14 protein-coding genes are annotated in these 17641 nt (G+C 69.3%); 1 reads left to right on the top strand and 13 read right to left on the bottom strand.

The features are described 5' to 3' along the window. Positions 1-3: 3 nt before the first annotated feature. The 10 genes from SK803_RS19235 to SK803_RS19190 all read right to left on the bottom strand — a co-directional run bounded on the left by SK803_RS19235 (position 4) and on the right by SK803_RS19190 (position 7077). On the bottom strand, positions 4-309 hold the full coding sequence (locus SK803_RS19235; RefSeq protein WP_086663910.1) for a type VII secretion target: 306 nt from the start codon (positions 307-309) through the stop codon (positions 4-6). Between the two features lie 147 nt (positions 310-456). Continuing rightward, the gene (locus SK803_RS19230) at positions 457-771 is read right to left on the bottom strand and encodes a hypothetical protein (protein ID WP_319967403.1); all 315 of its coding nucleotides are present in this window, start codon (positions 769-771) and stop codon (positions 457-459) included. 74 nt (positions 772-845) lie between these two features. Continuing rightward, the gene (gene glmM, locus SK803_RS19225) at positions 846-2180 is read right to left on the bottom strand and encodes a phosphoglucosamine mutase (RefSeq protein WP_319967402.1); all 1335 of its coding nucleotides are present in this window, start codon (positions 2178-2180) and stop codon (positions 846-848) included. A gap of 108 nt (positions 2181-2288) precedes the next feature. Further along, positions 2289-2846, bottom strand: coding sequence for a 30S ribosomal protein S9 (gene rpsI / locus SK803_RS19220; RefSeq protein ID WP_319967401.1), 558 nt, complete (start codon positions 2844-2846; stop codon positions 2289-2291). Between the two features lie 26 nt (positions 2847-2872). Continuing rightward, positions 2873-3316 carry a 50S ribosomal protein L13 gene (gene rplM, locus SK803_RS19215; RefSeq protein ID WP_319967400.1) on the bottom strand — a complete coding sequence of 148 codons (444 nt, stop codon included), beginning with the start codon at positions 3314-3316 and terminating at the stop codon, positions 2873-2875. Positions 3317-3571: 255 nt separating this feature from the next. After that, entirely contained in the window at positions 3572-3859 is a 288-nt protein-coding gene (locus tag SK803_RS19210) for a WXG100 family type VII secretion target (protein ID WP_319967399.1), read from the bottom strand. Between the two features lie 63 nt (positions 3860-3922). After that, the gene (locus tag SK803_RS19205) at positions 3923-4228 is read right to left on the bottom strand and encodes a WXG100 family type VII secretion target (protein WP_319967398.1); all 306 of its coding nucleotides are present in this window, start codon (positions 4226-4228) and stop codon (positions 3923-3925) included. Positions 4229-4375: 147 nt separating this feature from the next. Continuing rightward, positions 4376-4765: a hypothetical protein gene (locus SK803_RS19200; protein WP_319967397.1), complete on the bottom strand. Its 390-nt coding sequence runs from the start codon at positions 4763-4765 to the stop codon at positions 4376-4378. Positions 4766-4785: 20 nt separating this feature from the next. Beyond that, positions 4786-6609 (bottom strand): type VII secretion-associated protein, encoded by a 1824-nt coding sequence (locus SK803_RS19195; RefSeq protein WP_319967396.1) that lies wholly within the window; start codon positions 6607-6609, stop codon positions 4786-4788. A gap of 135 nt (positions 6610-6744) precedes the next feature. After that, on the bottom strand, positions 6745-7077 hold the full coding sequence (locus SK803_RS19190; RefSeq protein WP_319967395.1) for an AfsR/SARP family transcriptional regulator: 333 nt from the start codon (positions 7075-7077) through the stop codon (positions 6745-6747). Positions 7078-7140: 63 nt separating this feature from the next. On the opposite strand from SK803_RS19190, the gene SK803_RS19185 reads away from it, so the two are divergent. Beyond that, on the top strand, positions 7141-9846 hold the full coding sequence (locus SK803_RS19185) for an AfsR/SARP family transcriptional regulator (RefSeq protein ID WP_319967394.1): 2706 nt from the start codon (positions 7141-7143) through the stop codon (positions 9844-9846). A 93-nt stretch (positions 9847-9939) separates the two neighbouring features. On the opposite strand, the gene SK803_RS19180 is transcribed toward SK803_RS19185, so the two are convergent. The 3 genes from SK803_RS19180 to SK803_RS19170 all read right to left on the bottom strand — a co-directional run bounded on the left by SK803_RS19180 (position 9940) and on the right by SK803_RS19170 (position 17123). Further along, the gene (locus SK803_RS19180; protein ID WP_319967393.1) at positions 9940-11640 is read right to left on the bottom strand and encodes an AfsR/SARP family transcriptional regulator; all 1701 of its coding nucleotides are present in this window, start codon (positions 11638-11640) and stop codon (positions 9940-9942) included. A 153-nt stretch (positions 11641-11793) separates the two neighbouring features. Beyond that, positions 11794-14454 (bottom strand): AfsR/SARP family transcriptional regulator, encoded by a 2661-nt coding sequence (locus SK803_RS19175; protein WP_319967392.1) that lies wholly within the window; start codon positions 14452-14454, stop codon positions 11794-11796. Further along, complete coding sequence (locus tag SK803_RS19170; protein ID WP_319967391.1) at positions 14451-17123, bottom strand: AfsR/SARP family transcriptional regulator; 2673 nt, start codon at positions 17121-17123, stop codon at positions 14451-14453. The genes SK803_RS19175 and SK803_RS19170 overlap by 4 nt, the downstream gene beginning before the upstream one ends. Positions 17124-17641: the final 518 nt, after the last annotated feature.

Genomic DNA, 17641 nt, shown 5'->3' with positions numbered 1-17641 from the left:
CGACTACCTTCCCTGCTTGTTCATCTTGGCGGCGTTGGCCTCTTCTTGCCACGCGTAGCCGTTGGCGGACTCGCGCAGCTTGTCGGAGAGGCCCTTCATCGCAGCCGAGTAGGCACCGATCGCCTCGGCTATCTTCGGCAGGCCGGCCTTGTACTTGGCGCCACCGGCGGTGTGCTCACGACCGAAGTCCTTCTCGGTCACCGCACTCGCGCTGATCTTGGCCTTGTAGTTCTCGATCTCGGTCGCGATGCCCTGGATGGTCGTCGCGGACGACATCATTTCGCCGGCGTTCGCCTGATAGCCAGACATGTGCTCCTGCCTCCCCTTGTCCCCGATCTGACGCAGTTCGGCTCAGCGGGGTTCCGCCATACAGTGCCAGCTCAGATCACACGCTGACCTGAGCTCTGTGATGTCGGTTGCCTTAGTAAACAGCGATTCGGCGGCGTTCGCCGGTGATCACCACTGATTGGGTGGCGGCTGCTGCTGACCAGGCGGTTGCTGGGGCCACTGCTGACCTTGCGGGGGACCCTGCGGCGGGTACGGCTGACCGGCGGGAGGGCCCTGCGGCGGGTACTGCTGCCCGGGAGGGGGTCCGTGCTGCGGCCACTGCTGGCCGGGAGGCAGGCCCTGCTGCGGGTACGGGCCCTGCGGATAGCCCTGCTGGGGCGGGTACTGCGGCTTCTTCCGCTTGGACAGCACGACCGCGAGGACGACGCCGCCGACCGCCAGCACGAACAGGATGAGCAGCAGCGCCATCGGGCCGATCTTCACGTCGTGTCCTCGTCTTCCAGTGGTGTCCACGAGGTGGAGCCGGGACGCACCAACGTCACCGGCCCCGTCCGTCGTCAGTGCACCGAGGAAACCACATCCGCTAGCCGCTGCGCCGCCGACTCGGCCTGTTCGTGGCTGGTGGCCTCGACCATCACCCGCACGAGCTGCTCGGTGCCGGACGGGCGCAGCAGCACGCGGCCGGTGTCGCCCAGCTCGCCCTCGACGGCGGCGACGGCCTCGCTGACCGACGACGCCTTGGCGACCGCGGCCTTGTCGGAGACCTTCACGTTGATCAGGACCTGCGGCAGGCGGTGCATCACCGAGGCGAGGTCGGCGATCGACTTGCCGGTCTCGGCCATGCGGGCCATCAGGCGCAGCGCGGTGAGCAGGCCGTCGCCGGTGGTGGCGTGCGCGGGCAGCACCACGTGGCCGGACTGCTCGCCGCCGAGCGAGTAGCCGCCGGCCTTGAGGTCCTGGAGCACGTAGCGGTCGCCGACGGCGGTGGTGCGGAGCTGGATCTTCTCCGCCTTCATGGCGATGTGCAGGCCGAGGTTGCTCATGACCGTGGCGACGAGCGTGTCCTCGTACAGCTCGCCCGCGTCGCGCATGGCGAGCGCGAGGACCGCGAGGATCTGGTCGCCGTCGATCAGGTTGCCCTCGGCGTCCACGGCGAGGCAGCGGTCGGCGTCACCGTCGTGCGCGATGCCGAGGTCGGCACCGTGCTCTCGGACGGCGGCGGCCACCACGTCGATGTGCGTCGAGCCACAGCCGGCGTTGATGTTGAGGCCGTCCGGGTTCGCGTTGATCGCGATCACCTCGGCCCCCGCGCGGCGGTAGGCGTCCGGTGCGGCCACCGACGCGGCACCGTTCGCGCAGTCCACCACGACCTTGAGACCGTCCAGGCGGTGCGGCGTGACCTTGAGCAGGTGCTCGACGTACTGGGTCTCGGCGTCCGGGACGTCGCGCACCCGGCCGATCGAGGCGCCGGTGGGACGGTCGAAACCGGTGCCCATGTGCTGTTCGATCTCGTCCTCGACCTGGTCGGGCAGCTTGTGACCGCCCGCGGCGAAGAGCTTGATCCCGTTGTCCGGCATCGCGTTGTGCGACGCGGAGATCATCACGCCGATGTCGGCGCCGAGCGCGGCCACCAGGTACGCGACAGCGGGCGTGGGCAGTGCTCCGACGCGCAGCACGTCCGCGCCGGCCGAGGTGAGGCCCGCGGTGACGGCGGCGTCGAGCATCTCGCTGCTCGCCCTCGGGTCGCGGCCGACGACGGCGACGGGGCGGTGGGAGCGGTCGTGCTCGGCGAGCACGCGTGCCGCCGCGGCGGCCACGGACATCGCGAGCTCAGGGGTGAGATCGGCGTTGGCGAGACCACGCACACCGTCGGTGCCGAACAGGCGGGCCATGAAACCTCCGAAAGGGACACTGCGAGGCAGCGGGGAAGACCCGGAAAACACTGCGGGAGCAGCAGTTCGAGGTGAACTGCTGCTCCCGCAGGTACAGCTGGGTGTCGCTTAGCGCTTGGAGTACTGAGGCGCCTTGCGGGCCTTCTTCAGACCGTACTTCTTGCGCTCCTTGACCCGCGGGTCACGAGTGAGGAAGCCGGCCTTCTTCAGGACCGGGCGGTCCTCGGCGTCAACGGCGATCAGCGCACGCGCGATGGCGAGACGCAGCGCACCGGCCTGGCCGGTGATGCCGCCGCCACGCAGGTTGGCGATGACGTCGAAGGTCTCGGGCTTCTCGGTGGTGACGAGCGGCTCCTTGATGAGCTGCTGGTGCACCTTGTTCGGGAAGTAGTCCTCGAGGGCCTTGCCGTTCAGCGTGAACTTGCCGGTGCCGGGCACGAGGCGGACGCGAACGACGGCCTCCTTGCGGCGGCCGACGGTCTGCGCGAGGTGCGCGGCGCCGTTCAGCGAGGGAGCGACGACCACCGGTGCGGAGGCTTCTTCCTCGACGACCTCAGCCTCAGTGGCCTCGGCCTCGGGAGCAGCCTCGACGACCTCGGCCTCGACAACCTCAGCCTCGACCTCAGGGGTCTCGACCTCAGGGGTCTCGTTCTCAGGGGTGGTCACAGGAACTTCCTCGGTGTTCTCGTCGCTCACTGGGCGATCTTCTTGATCTCGAAGGTCTGCGGCTGCTGCGCCTCGTGCGGGTGGTTCGGCCCGCTGTAGACCTTGAGCTTGTTCGCGATCTGGCGGCCGAGGCGGTTCTTGGGCAGCATGCCCTTGATCGCCTTCTCGACCAGCCGGTCCGAACGCGTGTCCAGCAGCTCACCGAAGGACTGCTTGCGCAGACCACCGGGGAAGCCGGAGTGGCGGTACTGGAACGCCTGGTCCCGCTTCGCGCCGGTCAGAGCCACCTTGTCAGCGTTGATGATGACAACGAAGTCACCAGTGTCAACGTGAGGGGCGTAAGTCGGCTTGTGCTTGCCGCGCAGCAGCGTCGCGGCCTGGGTGGCGAGCCGGCCGAGCACCACGTCCTGGGCGTCGATCACGTGCCAGGTGCGGGTCACCTCACCGGGCTTCGGGCTGTACGTGCGCACGGATCTACCTCGTCGTCACTTGCGTCTGGGGTCACTGCGGCGGTTGCCCCAGACCGATCTTGGACGAACCAAGCAGTGGTACCGAGACAGGCGCGGCACACATGGGCGCCAGCTACCGCACAACAACGTAAGAAGATACCGGATGGGTGGGGCGGGGACCAAAACGGCCCCTCTGCAAGGCTCCTACCTCCGGACATACGCGAGCCCCGGACCACGTGGTTCCGGGGCTCGCGAGAGTCTTGCGGACTGCGATGCTTACCAGCGGCGAGCGTTCGCGCCCTCAGCGGCCGCGTAGGCCTCGGAGGCGTCGCGCACGGCGATACCGATGGACGAGAGGACGGCCTGGAGGTCGGCCGCGCTGCGGTCCCACTTGCCCTGAGCCTCCTGGTAGGCCGCGGCGGCGTCACCGGTGTACTCCGCCATGACCTTCTGGACCTGCTGCTTGAGGTCGTCGAGCTGGCTCTGGATCTGCCCAGCGGCGCTCGTGATCGAACCGGAGGCGGCCTCGAGCTCGCCGAAGCTGACCTTGACCTTGTCACCCATTTTAATCTCCCCTAGCGAGTCTGTGGATTTTGCGAAAGAGAAAGCCGAAAGAGCCGAGCAGAATCAGAGACGGTTCGAGATGCTCTGGGAGAGCTGAGCCGCTTCCTCTTCCTGGCGGGCGTACGTCACGGAGCTGCTGTCGACCTGCTCGGCGATGGAGCGCAGGGCCTCCTGCAGCGTCCGGGTGTCCTCGTCGAAGCGCGTCATCAGCTGGGTGAAGGCCTGCGCGGCGGCACCGACCCACTGGCCCTGCAGGCCCTCGACGGTGTTGCGAACACCACGGAGCGTGGCCTGGGTGTCGTTGTCGACGTTCAGGATGTTCTTCGCCAGCGCGGCGAGCTCTTCGGCGGATGCGTTGTAACCAGCCATTGGGAGATTCCCCCTTCAGAGAACTTCAGGTCGCACTTCTTGGTTCGTACGCCTCTTACGACGGAGACCCTGCCACGCCGGTTCCACCCTGTCGCGACTTCGATCGAAGTAGTTGCTCTAGTAAACGGTCCCGGGTGAAACCAGGTGTCAGTAGAGGATTCGCGACTGCGAAAAGTCCTCGTCATCGTCACTCACACGGGGTCGCTGACCACTCGGACCGGCGACAGCGGTGGAACCGAGCGTGGCCACCGGCTCCGTCTCAACTGGCGCGGGAGCGGTCAGTTCGGCCGCGTCCGGCACCTGTTCGACCGGCAGCCCGCGGTGGTCGCGGAACCCCTTGGCGGCCTCACGCACGTCGGCAGAGGTGGCCTGAGCACCGGGTTCGACCCGGCGCTCGCGGGCCTGCCTGGCCAGGTCGCGGGTGCGTTCTCGCAGCTTGGCGTTGCGTTCCCCGATCTCACCCGACGCGCGACGGGAGCGCGTGACGGCTGCTCCGACCTCGGAGCGGAACCGGGCGAGGACCTCGGTGGCGGACATCGGTGACTCCCCTGACGTGACTACTGCGGCTTGATGGCCAGCGAGCGGACGACCTGCTCGCAGGCGGTGCGGACGCGGTCCTGGGCGGCCGGGGCGGCCTGGCAGCCGACGCTCACCTGGACCTTGCCCACGAACTGGATGTACCAGTCGACCCCGGTCGTCTCGACCACTTCGCGATAGTGAACAACAGACTTCCCCGCGAATGTGGTGTTGTCGGTGAAGTCGGCGACCTCGTCACCTTTGTCTTTGCGCCCCTGATACGTCTGCCGCAACTCCGTCAGCGCGCGAACCCGGTCCTGGTCGCTGTTGTAGGTGAGAGTTTGCTCCTGCACAGCAATGCGCGCGTCCGGCTGTTTGCCATTGGAATTCGCGCGGTCAATCGGTTGCAAAAGCACTTGCCGATCATTCGCAATGCCGCCCGTCTGCTCCCACCCGTCCGGCCGGGTGAAGCTGTAGTCGTAGACGGCGATCTGATTGGCCGGCGGATTCGGTTGCTGTGGCGTTTTCCCGGGGTTCAGCCAGAAGTAACCACCGACACCCGCGGCGGCGAGCACGACCACCACACCGATCGTGACGAACAGCGGCGCCTTGCTCTTCTTCTGCGGCTGAGGTGCCGCGGGGAACGCCGTCGGGAACTGCGCGACGGGCGGCGGCTGGATCCGGCGGGTGATCTTGCGGGTGGTGTCGTCGGTCACCCGGAGGTTGTGGGTCACATCACCCGGACCACCCCGCGGCGGCGTCTGGAGCGATCCCTGCGGGGCCACTCCACCGGTCCGCTCCGGGTCGAGGCTGACCGCCCGCAACGCGCCGCGGGCGACGACGGTCTCCGGCTGGTCGATGCTGATCGGCACCACGCGGGTGTGCTCGTGCACCAGCCGCGCGACGAGCGGGATCCGGCTCGACCCGCCGACCAGGAACACCCCGGCCAGCTGCTGGGGAGCGAGACCTGAATCACGGACGGTCGCACCGACCAGCGCGGCCGCCCGGCTGAGCGGCGCGGTGATCAGCTGCTCCAGGTCCGACCGGGTCACGTGCGCGTCGGGGAACGGCGGCGGCATCGGCACGTCGGTGTAGGCGTGCCGGGACAGCGTCTCCTTGGCACCCCGGACGTCCTGCCGCAGCACCCGCCGCTTGCGCCGGTCGGTCATCTCCCTGCCCTCGACGAGCTGCCGCCACGCCTCGGGGTCCTTGGCCGCGACCAGTCCGCCGACGTGCTCCAGCAACGCCTGGTCGACGTCCGCGCCGCCGAAGCTCGGGTCGCCCTTGGCGGACAGCACCCGGAAGCTCTTGCCGGTGCGCACCACCACGCTCGCGTCGACGGTTCCGCCGCCGAGGTCGAGCACGGCGAGCGCGGCACCGTCCGGAATGGAGTGGCTCGCGGAGTGGAAGACGGCGGCCGCGACGGGTTCGGGAACGAGCACCAGCTCGCGGCCGAGCCCACGCGCCGCTTGAAGCAGCACTCGGGTGCGGACCGTGCCCCAGTCCGCGGGATGTGTGAGGACGAGGAGATCGACCGGTGCCCCGCCACCAACGCGCCGTGCCTCACCGACAGCTCGTGTCAGCACCGCGCGCACAACGTCCACAACGGGCAGCACGGTGTTGCCGAGCAACAGCTCACCCTCGTCGACGCGGCGCTTCGGGTGCGGCTCGTAGCGGGCAGGGTCGACCGCGGCCTGACGTTCTGCCTCCTGACCGACGAACAACGTCCCGTCGGCGGCGGCGAACACGGCGGACGGCACCAGCGGCTGGCCGTCGAACACGACGACCTGCGGCTCCCGGCCGTGGGCCGAAACGGCGACGCAGGTGCTCGACGTGCCGAAGTCGACCGCGACGTGCAGGCTCATGCACCTTCCCCTCTTCCGGGCACATGCTTACCCGATGCGACCGGCCCGGACGACCGGGATGGCGAACTCGGTCGTTCCGGGCCCGGTCCGGGCACAGGGCGCGTGCGATGAGGGAGTCCGGCCGTGCGGCCGCGATCACGCCCTCCGGCGGACCTCCGCCAGCGCGACCCGCAGCCGATCTTCGGCATCGGCGTCGCCCGCGTCGGCGTGATTCTCCAGGGCGGCGGTGGCCACGTCGATCACCTTGCCGAACAGGCCGAGCGCCAGGGTCGGTGGCTCGCCGTCCCACAGCCGGTCGGCCAGCTCGGCGACGGACACGAACTGGTTGGGGCGCAACAACAGCGTGGCCGGCAACACCCGGCCGCGTCCTGCCGGGACGGTCACCGGTTCGCCGTCGAGCAGCACCTCCAACGGTCCCAGCACCCGGCACTCGGCGTTCGCGATCGGCAGGTCCGGCACTTCGGACAAGTGCGGCACGCTGGCACAACATCGTCATAGACTCCGCGTGTGGAGGGGGCTGCGGAGTTTCGCGTGCTCGGACCGTTGGACGTGCTCTTCAACGGCGAACCGGTCGTCTTGCCGGCCGGGAAGGGCCGCGTGCTGCTCGCGACGTTGTTGTTGCGGCCCAACCAGTTCGTGTCTGTCGACGAGCTGGTCGAACGCCTGTGGGAGGGCTCGCCGCCGTCGCTCGACCGGGCGGCGAAGACGTTGCAGACGACAGTGCTCCGGCTGAGGCAGTCGCTCGGCGCGGCGAGTTGCGTCACAACGGTGACGAACGGCTATGTCGCCGAAACACAGAACGTCGACCTCCTGCGGTTCCGCGCGCTGGCGAACGACCACCCGCACGCCGCGTTGGCGCTCTGGCGCGGACCAGCTCTCACGAACGTCTCGTCCGACACCCTGCACCACGAGGACGTGCCGAGGCTCGTCGAGGAACGGCTCGTCGTCCTGGAACGACGCATCGAACAGGACCTGAACGACGGTCACGCCACCGAACTGCTGCCCGAGCTCAGGAGCCTGACCACCGCGCACCCGTTGCGAGAACGGTTCTGGGCGCAGCTGATGGTCGCGCTGTACCGCTCGGACCAGCAGGCGGCGGCCCTGGACGTGTTCCACCGGGTCAGCGACCTGCTGGCGGAGGAACTGGGCATCGATCCCGGTGCGAGCCTGCGGAACCTGCACCAGTCGATCCTGCGGGGCGAACCGATGCCCGCGGCTCGGCGCGAGATCGTGGTCCCGCGGCAGCTCCCGCCCGACCTCGCGCGGTTCACCGGACGCGAGGAGGACATCGCTCAGCTCGACCACCTGCTGCCGACGGGCACCGCCGGCCAGGCCGTGGTGATCTCGGCGATCGCGGGCTCGGCCGGCGTCGGCAAGACGGCACTCGCCGTGCACTGGGCACATCGGGTGCGCAGCCGGTTTCCGGACGGGCAGCTCGCGGTGAACCTGCGCGGTTACGACCGCGACGAACCGCTGAGCCCGCACGACGCGCTCGGCCAGCTGCTGCGCGGACTCGGCCTCTCCTCAGGGGAGATCCCCGGCGACACCGAGCAACGCGTTGGCGTGTACAGATCTTTGCTCGCCGACCGGCGAGTGCTGGTGCTCCTGGACAACGCGCGCACCGCGAACCAGGTCAGGCCGTTGCTGCCCGCGGGTGGCCGGTCGGTCGTCGTGGTGACCAGTCGATCCGATCTGCGCGGTCTCGTCGCGCTGAACGACGCCAAGGTGCTCCGGCTGGGCACGTTGCCGCTGGACGACGCCGTGCAGCTGCTGGAAAGAGTGATCGGCGCGGATCGCACGCAGGCCGAGCCCGACGCCACGGTGCAACTCGCCCGGCTGTGCGCGTGCCTGCCGCTCGCCCTGCGCATCGCCGCATCGATGCTGGCGAGCGAGCCACATCGCCGCATCCAGGATCTCCTGGACCGGCTGACCGGCGAGAACCGGCTGGCGGAGCTGGAGATCGGCGACGACCGGGCGGCCGCCGTCCGTGCCGCCTTCGACCTCTCGTGCGAGCAGCTCGCCCCGGACGAGCTCCGGATGTTCCGCCTGCTCGGACTGGCGCCGAGGGCCGACTTCACACCACGTTCCGCGGGCGCTCTCCTTGGCGTGCCGAGCAGTCGTGCGTTGACGCTCCTGCGCGCGCTGGCACGTGCGCACCTCGTCGAGGAGTACGCACCGATGCGTTTCTCCTTGCACGACCTACTGCAGCTGCACGGCCGGGAGTGCGCGAAGAACGACGAGACCGCGGACGATCGGCGTGCCGCGGTTGTGCGGTTCCTCGACCACTACCTCCACTCGGTCGACCGCGCTGACCGCGCCATCCGCCAGAGCCGCACCGAGCTGCCGCTGACCGAGCGCGAACCGGTGGTCGAGGTGGTCGAGTTCGCCGGCAGGGACGAGGCGCTGGCGTGGTTCCGGCGGGAACACGACGTGCTCGTGGAGATCTGCGAGTTCGCGCTCGCGGAAGAACACCTGGAGCACGCCTGGCAGCTGCCGACCGACATGTGGGGATACCTGCACATCCACGGGTCGAGCGAGGACTTCATCCGCTTGAACACCATCGCGCTGGAAGCCGCCCGCCGCGTGGGCAACCGCTTCGCGGAGGCGGTCGCGTTGAGCACTCTGGGCAGCGCCCACAAGAACGTCTACCGCCACGACGAGTCGCTGCGCCTGCTGCACGAAGCACTGCGCATCCGGCAGGAGATCGGTCACGTGCACGGCATCGCCGTCACGACCGGTGAGCTGGCCGCCACCTACCTCTGGCTGGAACGTCACGACGAGTCGCTGCGCTACTCCCGCATGTCCGTCGAGCACCGGCGCATGGGCGGAGACGAGGCCGGCTGGGCGATGTCGATGAACAGCCTCGCCTGGGTGCTCTGCGTCAACCGGCACTTCGCGGAAGCGGTGGACACCGTGACCACGGCGATCGAGGTGATGGACCGGCTGGGCAGGCACCACCCGACCATGCTCGACACGCTGGCCCAGGCACACGCGGGGCTGGGCGACCTCGACGAAGCCGTGCGGATCTACCGGGACATCATCGCTTCCGGGGCACTCGCTCACGACGGCAACAGGGAGAAGGTCGAGATCTTGACCCACGCCGCCGAGATCTTCGGCCGGGCGGGCGATCGGGAAGCGGCGCTCTCCTGTGCCCGCGACGCTCTGATCCTCGCCGAGCGCAGCGGGCAGGCGCGGGTGGAGAAGGTCCGGCAGGTGCTGCGGGAGCTGGAGGGCTAGTCATCCGCGCGCCCTCCACTCACGTGCGCGTCGGCGAGGTTCGCCGGCGTCACCGCCTTCGCCAGGGCGGGCAAGTGGTCGACCGGTAGTTGTTCAACGCGGTAGCCAGGCCCGCGGGCGAATCCTGCTCGCGGCGCTCAAGGACCGCGAGTACGCGCGCACCAGGTCGTGGCACGAGTACCTGCCGGGAGTGCGTTCGGTGGCGAGATGCATGCGCACCAACGTTTGCAGCGACCTGTGCACGTCAGTGCGATGGCGGCCGTCGAGCGCGGCGGCGGCGTCCAGCGAGATGTCCGGGCCGGTCGTCCGTCCGAGCAACCGGAACAGCCGGGCCGTCTCCTCGTCGAGTCGATCGCAGGTCGTGGCGAAGACGGCCTCCACGCTGTCCAGCACCTCGCCCGCGGCGGCCAGTTCACCGACGAGCGAGCGCAGGGAGAGCGCAGGCTCCTCGGCCACCCTGGACGCGGCCACGGCGAGTGCGAGCGGCAGGCCACCGCAGAACGCCACGAGGTCGGCGACGGCGTCCGGTTCGGCTTTCACGCGTTCGGCGCCGAGGCGGGCGGTGAGGAGCGCGACGGCGTCCTCGTCGCCCAGCCGGTCCAGCGTCACCGGGACCGCGCCCTCCCGGACCACCAGGCCGGTGAAACGGTTGCGGCTGGTGATCACGGCCAGGCAGCCCCGGCCGGCCGGCAGCAGCGGACGGACCTGTTCGACGTCACGGGCGTTGTCGAGCAACACCAGCACGCGCCGTTCGGCGACGACACCGCGGTAGAGCGCCGCGCGTTCCGGCAGGTCCACCGGCACCTTGCCACGGGACACCCCGAACGCGCCGAGGAACCCCGCCAGCACGTCCGCCGGGTCGGCGGGGCCGGTGAACGGGTCGAACCCGCGCAGGTCTGCGTACAGCTGCCCGTCGGGGAAGCGCTCGGAGACCGTGTGCGCCCACCACCCGGCCAGTGCGGTCTTGCCGATGCCCGCGGTGCCGTCGACGGCGGTGATCACCACGGCCGTCCCACCTGTGACGGCCGTGCTCAGCCTGGCCAGCTCCGCGTCCCGGCCGGTGAAGTGCGCGGCCGCCACAGGCAGCTGCCGCGGTGCCGGATCGAGCAACCGTTCGCGCGACTCGCGCAACGGCTGACCGGGCTCCACACCCAGCTCGTCGGCGAGGTGCTCGCGAATCCGCTCGTACGCCGCCAGCGCCTCCTGCGGCCTGCCCGCCTGGTGCAGCGCCTGCACGAGCTGCGCCCAGAACCCTTCGCGCAGCGGGTGTTCCCGGGTCAGCTCCCGGAGTTCGCCGGCCAGCTCGGCCCCGCGCCCACGCGCCAGGTCGGCCTCGACGCGCCGCCCGTGCACGACGAGCCGTTCCTCGACGAGCGGCGGCACGTCCTCGCGGTGCAGGTGCGGTGAGCCGACGTTCGACGCCACCTCACCACGCCAGTGCGCCAGGGCAGCCGCGAACTCGCCCTCGGCGGCGAGCCGCCGGAACCGGGTCAGGTCCAGCCGTTCGGGGTCGACCTCGGCCAGGTAGCCACCGGTGGCCGTGCGCACGCAGTTGGCGTCGCCCAGCGCGATCCGCAGCCGCCGCACGACCATGTGCAGCGTCTTGTGAGCACGGTCGAGCGTGGGCGGTTCGCCGTCCCACAGCCGGTCGACGAGCTCGTCGACGGACACGAACTGGTTGGGCCGCAACAACAACGTCGCCAGCAGTACGCGTCCCTGACCGGCCGGCAGCGCGACGGGCACGCCGTCACGCAGCACCTCCAGCGGCCCCAGCACGCGGTACTCGACGTTCATGACTCCTTCTCGGACGTTGTGTGAGCGAAGTGTGAGCGGCGTTCGGCAAGCTGTGAAGCAGCCGAGGACAACAGCGACAAGGCTTCGCCTGGGGGGTCGCTGTGGTCCGGCGCCGTCGCGGTGCACACCTCTTCCGCGGCGGCGCCTCGGCTCTCACTCCAGCTCTGCCAGGCGTGCGGCCAGTTCCTGTGCTGTGGACCCGGTGAGTTCACGCTGGATGACGGCAGTCCGTCGCCATGCCGCTTCGGCGGCCGCACGCATGCCCAGTCCGTTGAGGGCGATGCCGAGACGCAGCGACACCCAGGCCTCCGCGACGACGCTGCCCAGCTTCTGCGCCCCGTCGAGCGCGATCTCCAGCTCGGGCTTCGCCTCCTCGAACCGGCCGAGCCCGACCAGCGCGATGCCCTTGGAATAGCGGTCGAGCACCTGCTGGTGTTCATCGCCCCGTTTCGCACCGACGGCGAGCGCCTGCTCGCTCGCGGCCAGAGACTCGTCGTAGCGCCCGAGCTGGAACAGGTCGACCGCGATGTTGCTGAGGGCGGCGTTCTCCCGGTACAGATCACCCAGTTCCCGCGCGAGCTCGGCGCCTCGGCGGCAGAGCTCCAGCGCCTCCTCATGACGCCCCTGGTTGCTGTAGAGCATCGACACGTTGATCAATGCGCTGACTTCGACCGGCTTCTCGTCCTCCGCGCTCGCGACACGGACAGCGTGTTCGAAACAGCTTCTCGCGTCGTCCACACGTCCGACCCGGTTGTACAAAGTGGCCAGCCGGAGCTGCAGCACCCCCCGCTGTTCGAGGCTGGTGTCCAGGCCCAGCACGGCCTCGAACATCTCGATGGCCTCGCTGCTGCGGAGCGGGTGCACCAGCAGATAGGCGCTGAGGTGCGCAGGGACGTACTGGGCGAGGCTGTTCCATCCGCGAGAGAGCGCCGCATGCATCACCGCGCCGAGGTTGTCCCACTCCTCACGGCACCAGGCCAGCGCGTCGAACCTGGAGGCGAATTCCTGGGGAGTCACGCCAGAGGTGACGTCGCCGGCGACCGCCATTTCCGGCGCGTCCTTGCGCAGCACTGCCTGCTGGAGGGTGTGGACGTACCACTCGGTCATCCGCAGCGCGGCCGCTTCATCGTCCCCGCACAACTCGGCCGCGTAGGCACCCAGCAGGTCGTGCAGGCAGTAGCGGCCGAGTCCCCTCGACTGCACCAGGGCGTCCGCGACCAGCCGTTCCAGCAGCCGCCGGGCCTGCGCCACCGACACACCTGCGATCGCGGCGGCGGCACTCACGTCGAAGTCCTGACCGGGATGGACGGACAGCAGCCGGAACATGCGCGCGGACTCGTCATCCAACGCCCGGTACGACCACGAGAACACCGCGCGGACGTCCACGTCGTAGAAGTCGCTGAACGCGTCGAGCCGCTCGTTGTGCAGTTCGGTGGCGAACTCGTGCAGCGGAATGTCCGGGAAGCGCGCGACGCGTTCGGCGAAGACCCGCAGCGCCAACGGCAGTCCGGCGCATCGTTCGACGATCTCGCGGGCGGCCTCCGGTTCGGCATCCAGCCGCGCCGAGCCGAGCACCGCGGCGAGCAACGACCGCGCGTCCTCGAACTCCAGCTGCCGCAAGCCGATCGCGGTCGCGTCGTGCTGGGAGACGAGGGCGCGGAGCTGGTTGCGACTGGTGATCACCACCCGCACGCCGGCCGCACCGGGCAGCAAGGGCAGGACCTGGCGTGGCGAAGCGGCGTTGTCGAGCACCAGCAGCAACCGCTGATCGACGAGGGTGGTCCGCAGCAACGCGAACCGCGCCTCGGCGGCGGCCGGAATCTCGTCCACGCCCAGTCCGACGAGCAGCATCTCGGCCGCGGCGGCGGGATCGACCGGCTGCCCTTCCGGGTCGAAGCCGCGCAGGTTCAGGTAGAGGTCGCCGTCCGGGAAGTCCTCGCGTGCCTCGCGGGCCCACCGCAGCACCAGCGCGGTCTTGCCGACGCCGCCGACGCCGTGCACGACCGTCACACCGGACGCCTTGTCGAGCAGGTCGAGTTCGGCGTCCCGGCCCACGTAGTTCCGGACGCCGGCCGGGAGCTGGCGCGGTACCTGCGGGCGCCTGCCGGGCGCGACCTCGGCACGCAGGATCTGCTGGTGCAGTTCTTGCAGCTCCGGCCCCGGATCGACGCCGAGTTCCTCGGCCAGACGGGTCCGGACGTCCTGGTACGCGGTCAACGCCTCTGCCTGCTGCCCCGACCGGTACAGCGCGAGCATCAGGTGCCGCCAGAACGGTTCCCGCAACGGGTGTTCAGCGACCAGCGACCGCAGCTCGGCCACCAGCTCGCCGGAGAGCCCCTGGGCCAGCTCCGCGTCGATGCGCCGCTCCAGCACCGCGAGCCGCTCGTTGACCAGCTGCGGCACCTCCTCGCGGTGCAGCCGCTCGGACGGCACGTTGGCGAGCACCGATCCACGCCACAACGCCGACGCCGCACCGAAGTCGCCGGAACCGGCCAGCGCGCGGAACCGCGCCAGGTCGAGCTGGTCCGGTTCGACCGCCGCCTGATAGCCGCCGGGTCTGGTGCGCACGCAGTCCGCGTCGCCCAGCGCGACCCGCAGCCGCCGCACGACCATCTGCAACGTCTTGTGCGCGCGATCAGCCGTGGGCGGTTCGCCGTCCCACACCCGGTCGATCAGCTCGTCGACCGGCAGGAACTGGTTGGCGCGCAACAGCAGCACCGCCAGCAGCACATGGCACCGACCAGCCGGGACAGCCACCGGCTCGCCGTCGAGCAACACCTCCAACGGCCCCAGCACGCGGTACTCGACGTTCATGGCCCCTTTACCGGTCCATCAAGCTCGGCCAATCGTGCTGCAAGGGCCTTCGCGCGTACATCCCGAACATCAAGCCAGATGTCGATCGCGCGTTGCCACGCGGCTGCAGCTTCTTCGCGCTGATCCAGCCCGGCGAACGCGACACCGAGGTCTTCCAACAGCTCCGCTTCGTTATATCGGTCACCGATCTTGCGCACTGCCTCCACCGTCATCTGGAGGCCAGGTACCGCCTCGGCATACCTGCCCACGCGAGCGAGCGTCGCGGCCAGCATGCCGCGCACTCGAGTCTTGAGGTACTCGTCACTGAGCCCTGTTGCCGCCTCAACAGCGAGTTCGGCGTGAGGCAGGGCCTCGGCGGAACGACCGATGGCGTGCAACGCTTCGGCGGCGTTGATGTGGCCGGCCGCCAGTAGGTAGTGATCGCCGAGTTCGACCGCGATGGCGAGTGCTGCCCGCACGAATCCCAGTTCTTCCTCGACCCGCCCGAGCCGCCGGTAGATCCCGGTTCGGTTCATCAGAGCCACCGCCTCGCCATATCGGTCGCCCTCGGCGCGCATGAGCGGACCCACTGCCTCGAAGCAGCGCTCCGAATCCTCCAAGCGATCCGAGTCTCCGTACAGAGAGGCCATCCTGAGCATCAGGAACGCCTCCTGACGCGACGTGCCGAGACCCTGCACCGCCTCGAACATCTCGACCCCGTCGTGCCAGTGAGAAGACTGGATGGCGATGTACCCGCCCAGGTACAGCGGAATCGGCACCGCGAGGTGTCCCCAGCCGCGGGCGATTGCCGCGTGCAGAACGGCCTTGAGGTTCTCCCATTCCTGGCGGCGCCATGTGAGGGCTTCAGTCCACGACGAGAACTGCTGCGGTTCCACACCGGACTCCACCGGACCGGTCCACACCCGCGTCTTGCCGTCATCGCGAGCCGTGGCGTTCTCCAGCGTGTGTACGTACCACTCGATCACCCGCAGAACGGCCGCTTCGTCATCCCCGCACAGTTCAGCCGAGTACACGCGCAGCAGGTCGTGCAGGTCGTAGCGGCCAGGAGAACGCGACTGCACGAGGTGATCAGCGACCAGCCGCTCCAGCAACCTGCGCGACTGAGCCACCGAAACGCCCGCCAGCGCGGCGGCGGCACTCACGTCGAAATCTGGACCGGGATGCCCAGACAACAGCCGGAACATGCGCGCGGACTCGTCGTCCAACGCCCGGTAGGACCACGAGAACACCGTGCGTACGTCGACGTCCTCGAAGTCGGTCAGCGCATCGAGCCGCGCGGCCGCCAGCTCGTCGACGAACTCCCGCAGAGACGTGCCTGGGAACCGCGACACCCGCTCAGCAAAGACCCGCAGGCCCAACGGCAGTCCAGCGCAGCGCTCGACGATCTCGCGTGCAGGCTCCGGTTCGGCATCAACGCGGTCGCTACCGAGCACGGCGGCCAGCAGCGACCGGGCCGCCTCGAAGTCCAACTGCCGCAGCTCGATGGCCGTCGCATCGTGCTGCGAGACGAGCGCGCGGAGCTGGTTGCGGCTGGTGATAACGACCCGCACGCACGCTGCTCCCGGCAACAGGGGCAGCACCTGGCGTGCCGAGGCGGCATTGTCGAGGACGAGCAACAATCGTCGGTCGACCAACGTGGTGCGCAGCAACGCGAACCGGGCATCCGCGTCGGTGGGGATCGCATCGGCGCCCAGTCCGATCAGGAGCATCTCGGCGGCAGCAGACGGATCGATCGGCTGAGCCTCCGGGTCGAACCCGCGCAGATTCACATAGAGGTCGCCGTCCGGGAAGCCCTCGCGCACCTCCCGCGCCCAGCGCAACACGAGGGCGGTCTTGCCGACACCTCCGACGCCGTGCACGACCGTGACGCCGGCGGTCTTGGCGAGCAGAGCGAGTTCGGGATCACGACCGACGAAGTTGCGCACGCCGGCCGGCAACTGACGCGGAACCTGACGTCGGCCGGGAGACACCTCAGCACGCAGGATTTGCTGGTGCAGGTCCTGAAGCGCCGGACCGGGGTCGATGCCGAGCTCGTCGACCAGCTTCTCCCGCACGTCCTGATATGCGGCAAGAGCCTCGGCCTGCTGACCCGACAGGTACAACGCCAGCATCAGGTGCCGCCAGAACGGTTCCCGCAGCGGATGCTCCGCACACAACGACCGCAGCTCGGCGACCAGTTCACCGGCGAGACCCCGGTCCAGATCGGCGTCGATGCGACGTTCCAGCACCGTCAGCCACTCAGTCACCAGATGTGGCACATTCTCGCGGTGCAGCCGCTCGGACGGCACGTTCGCGAGCACCGATCCACGCCACAACGCCGACGCCGCACCGAAGTCGCCGGAACCGACCAGCGCACGGAACCGCAGAAGGTCAAGCTGGTCCGGATCGACCGCCGCCTGATAGCCGCCGGGTCTGGTGCGCACGCAGTCCGCGTCGCCCAGCGCGACCCGCAACCGGCGCACCACCATCTGCAACGTCTTGTGCGCGCGATCAGCCGTGGGCGGTTCGCCGTCCCACACCCGGTCGATCAGCTCATCGACCGACAGGAACTGGTTGGCGCGCAACAGCAACACCGCCAGCAGCACATGGCACCGACCAGCCGGGACAGCCACCGGCTCGCCGTCGAGCAACACCTCCAACGGCCCCAGCACGCGGTACTCGGCTCGCACACGTCCCCCCAGGTCACAGGCAGTTTAGACGGTGTGTGAGCGAAGTGTGAGCAGTCCAGTGCAGAGTTCTCCTCAGCGGTGCTGGTGGCTGAGTTACCTGGGGGGGCCACCAGCACCGCTGATCACTTTTAGCGACATGTGACCGAAGTGTGAGCGCGCTCGGCGACGCTGTGCGTGGCCGGTCCAGTCGCAGTTACATCCCTCTTCACTGTGACGGGATCGGCCGCTCAGCCTGATCAGCCACGGGCCGCGTGCCGTTCACCGCGTTCGTACTCCATGTCGGCGCCGAGTTGGTCGGCCAGTACGACCACGGTGTCGCGGCGCGTTGAGTGCGGGTGCGCCGACTCGGTGTGACCGAAGTGTGAGCGCCGCCGGGCACAGTGGTGATCAGCCGGACGACGAGAGTGACAACGAGTTCCTGGGGGGGTGTCACGATCGTCGAACTCCGACCGGGCCGAGCCTCCCCAGTGGATCGGCCAGGACGGAACCCGGTCTTGGGGGGAAGGAAACCGGACGGT

Source organism: Lentzea miocenica, assembly GCF_033949945.1.
GTDB classification, from domain to species: domain Bacteria; phylum Actinomycetota; class Actinomycetes; order Mycobacteriales; family Pseudonocardiaceae; genus Lentzea; species Lentzea miocenica.
The sequence above is the reverse complement of the archived record's forward strand: the minus strand, read 5'-3'. Positions and strand labels throughout refer to the sequence as shown.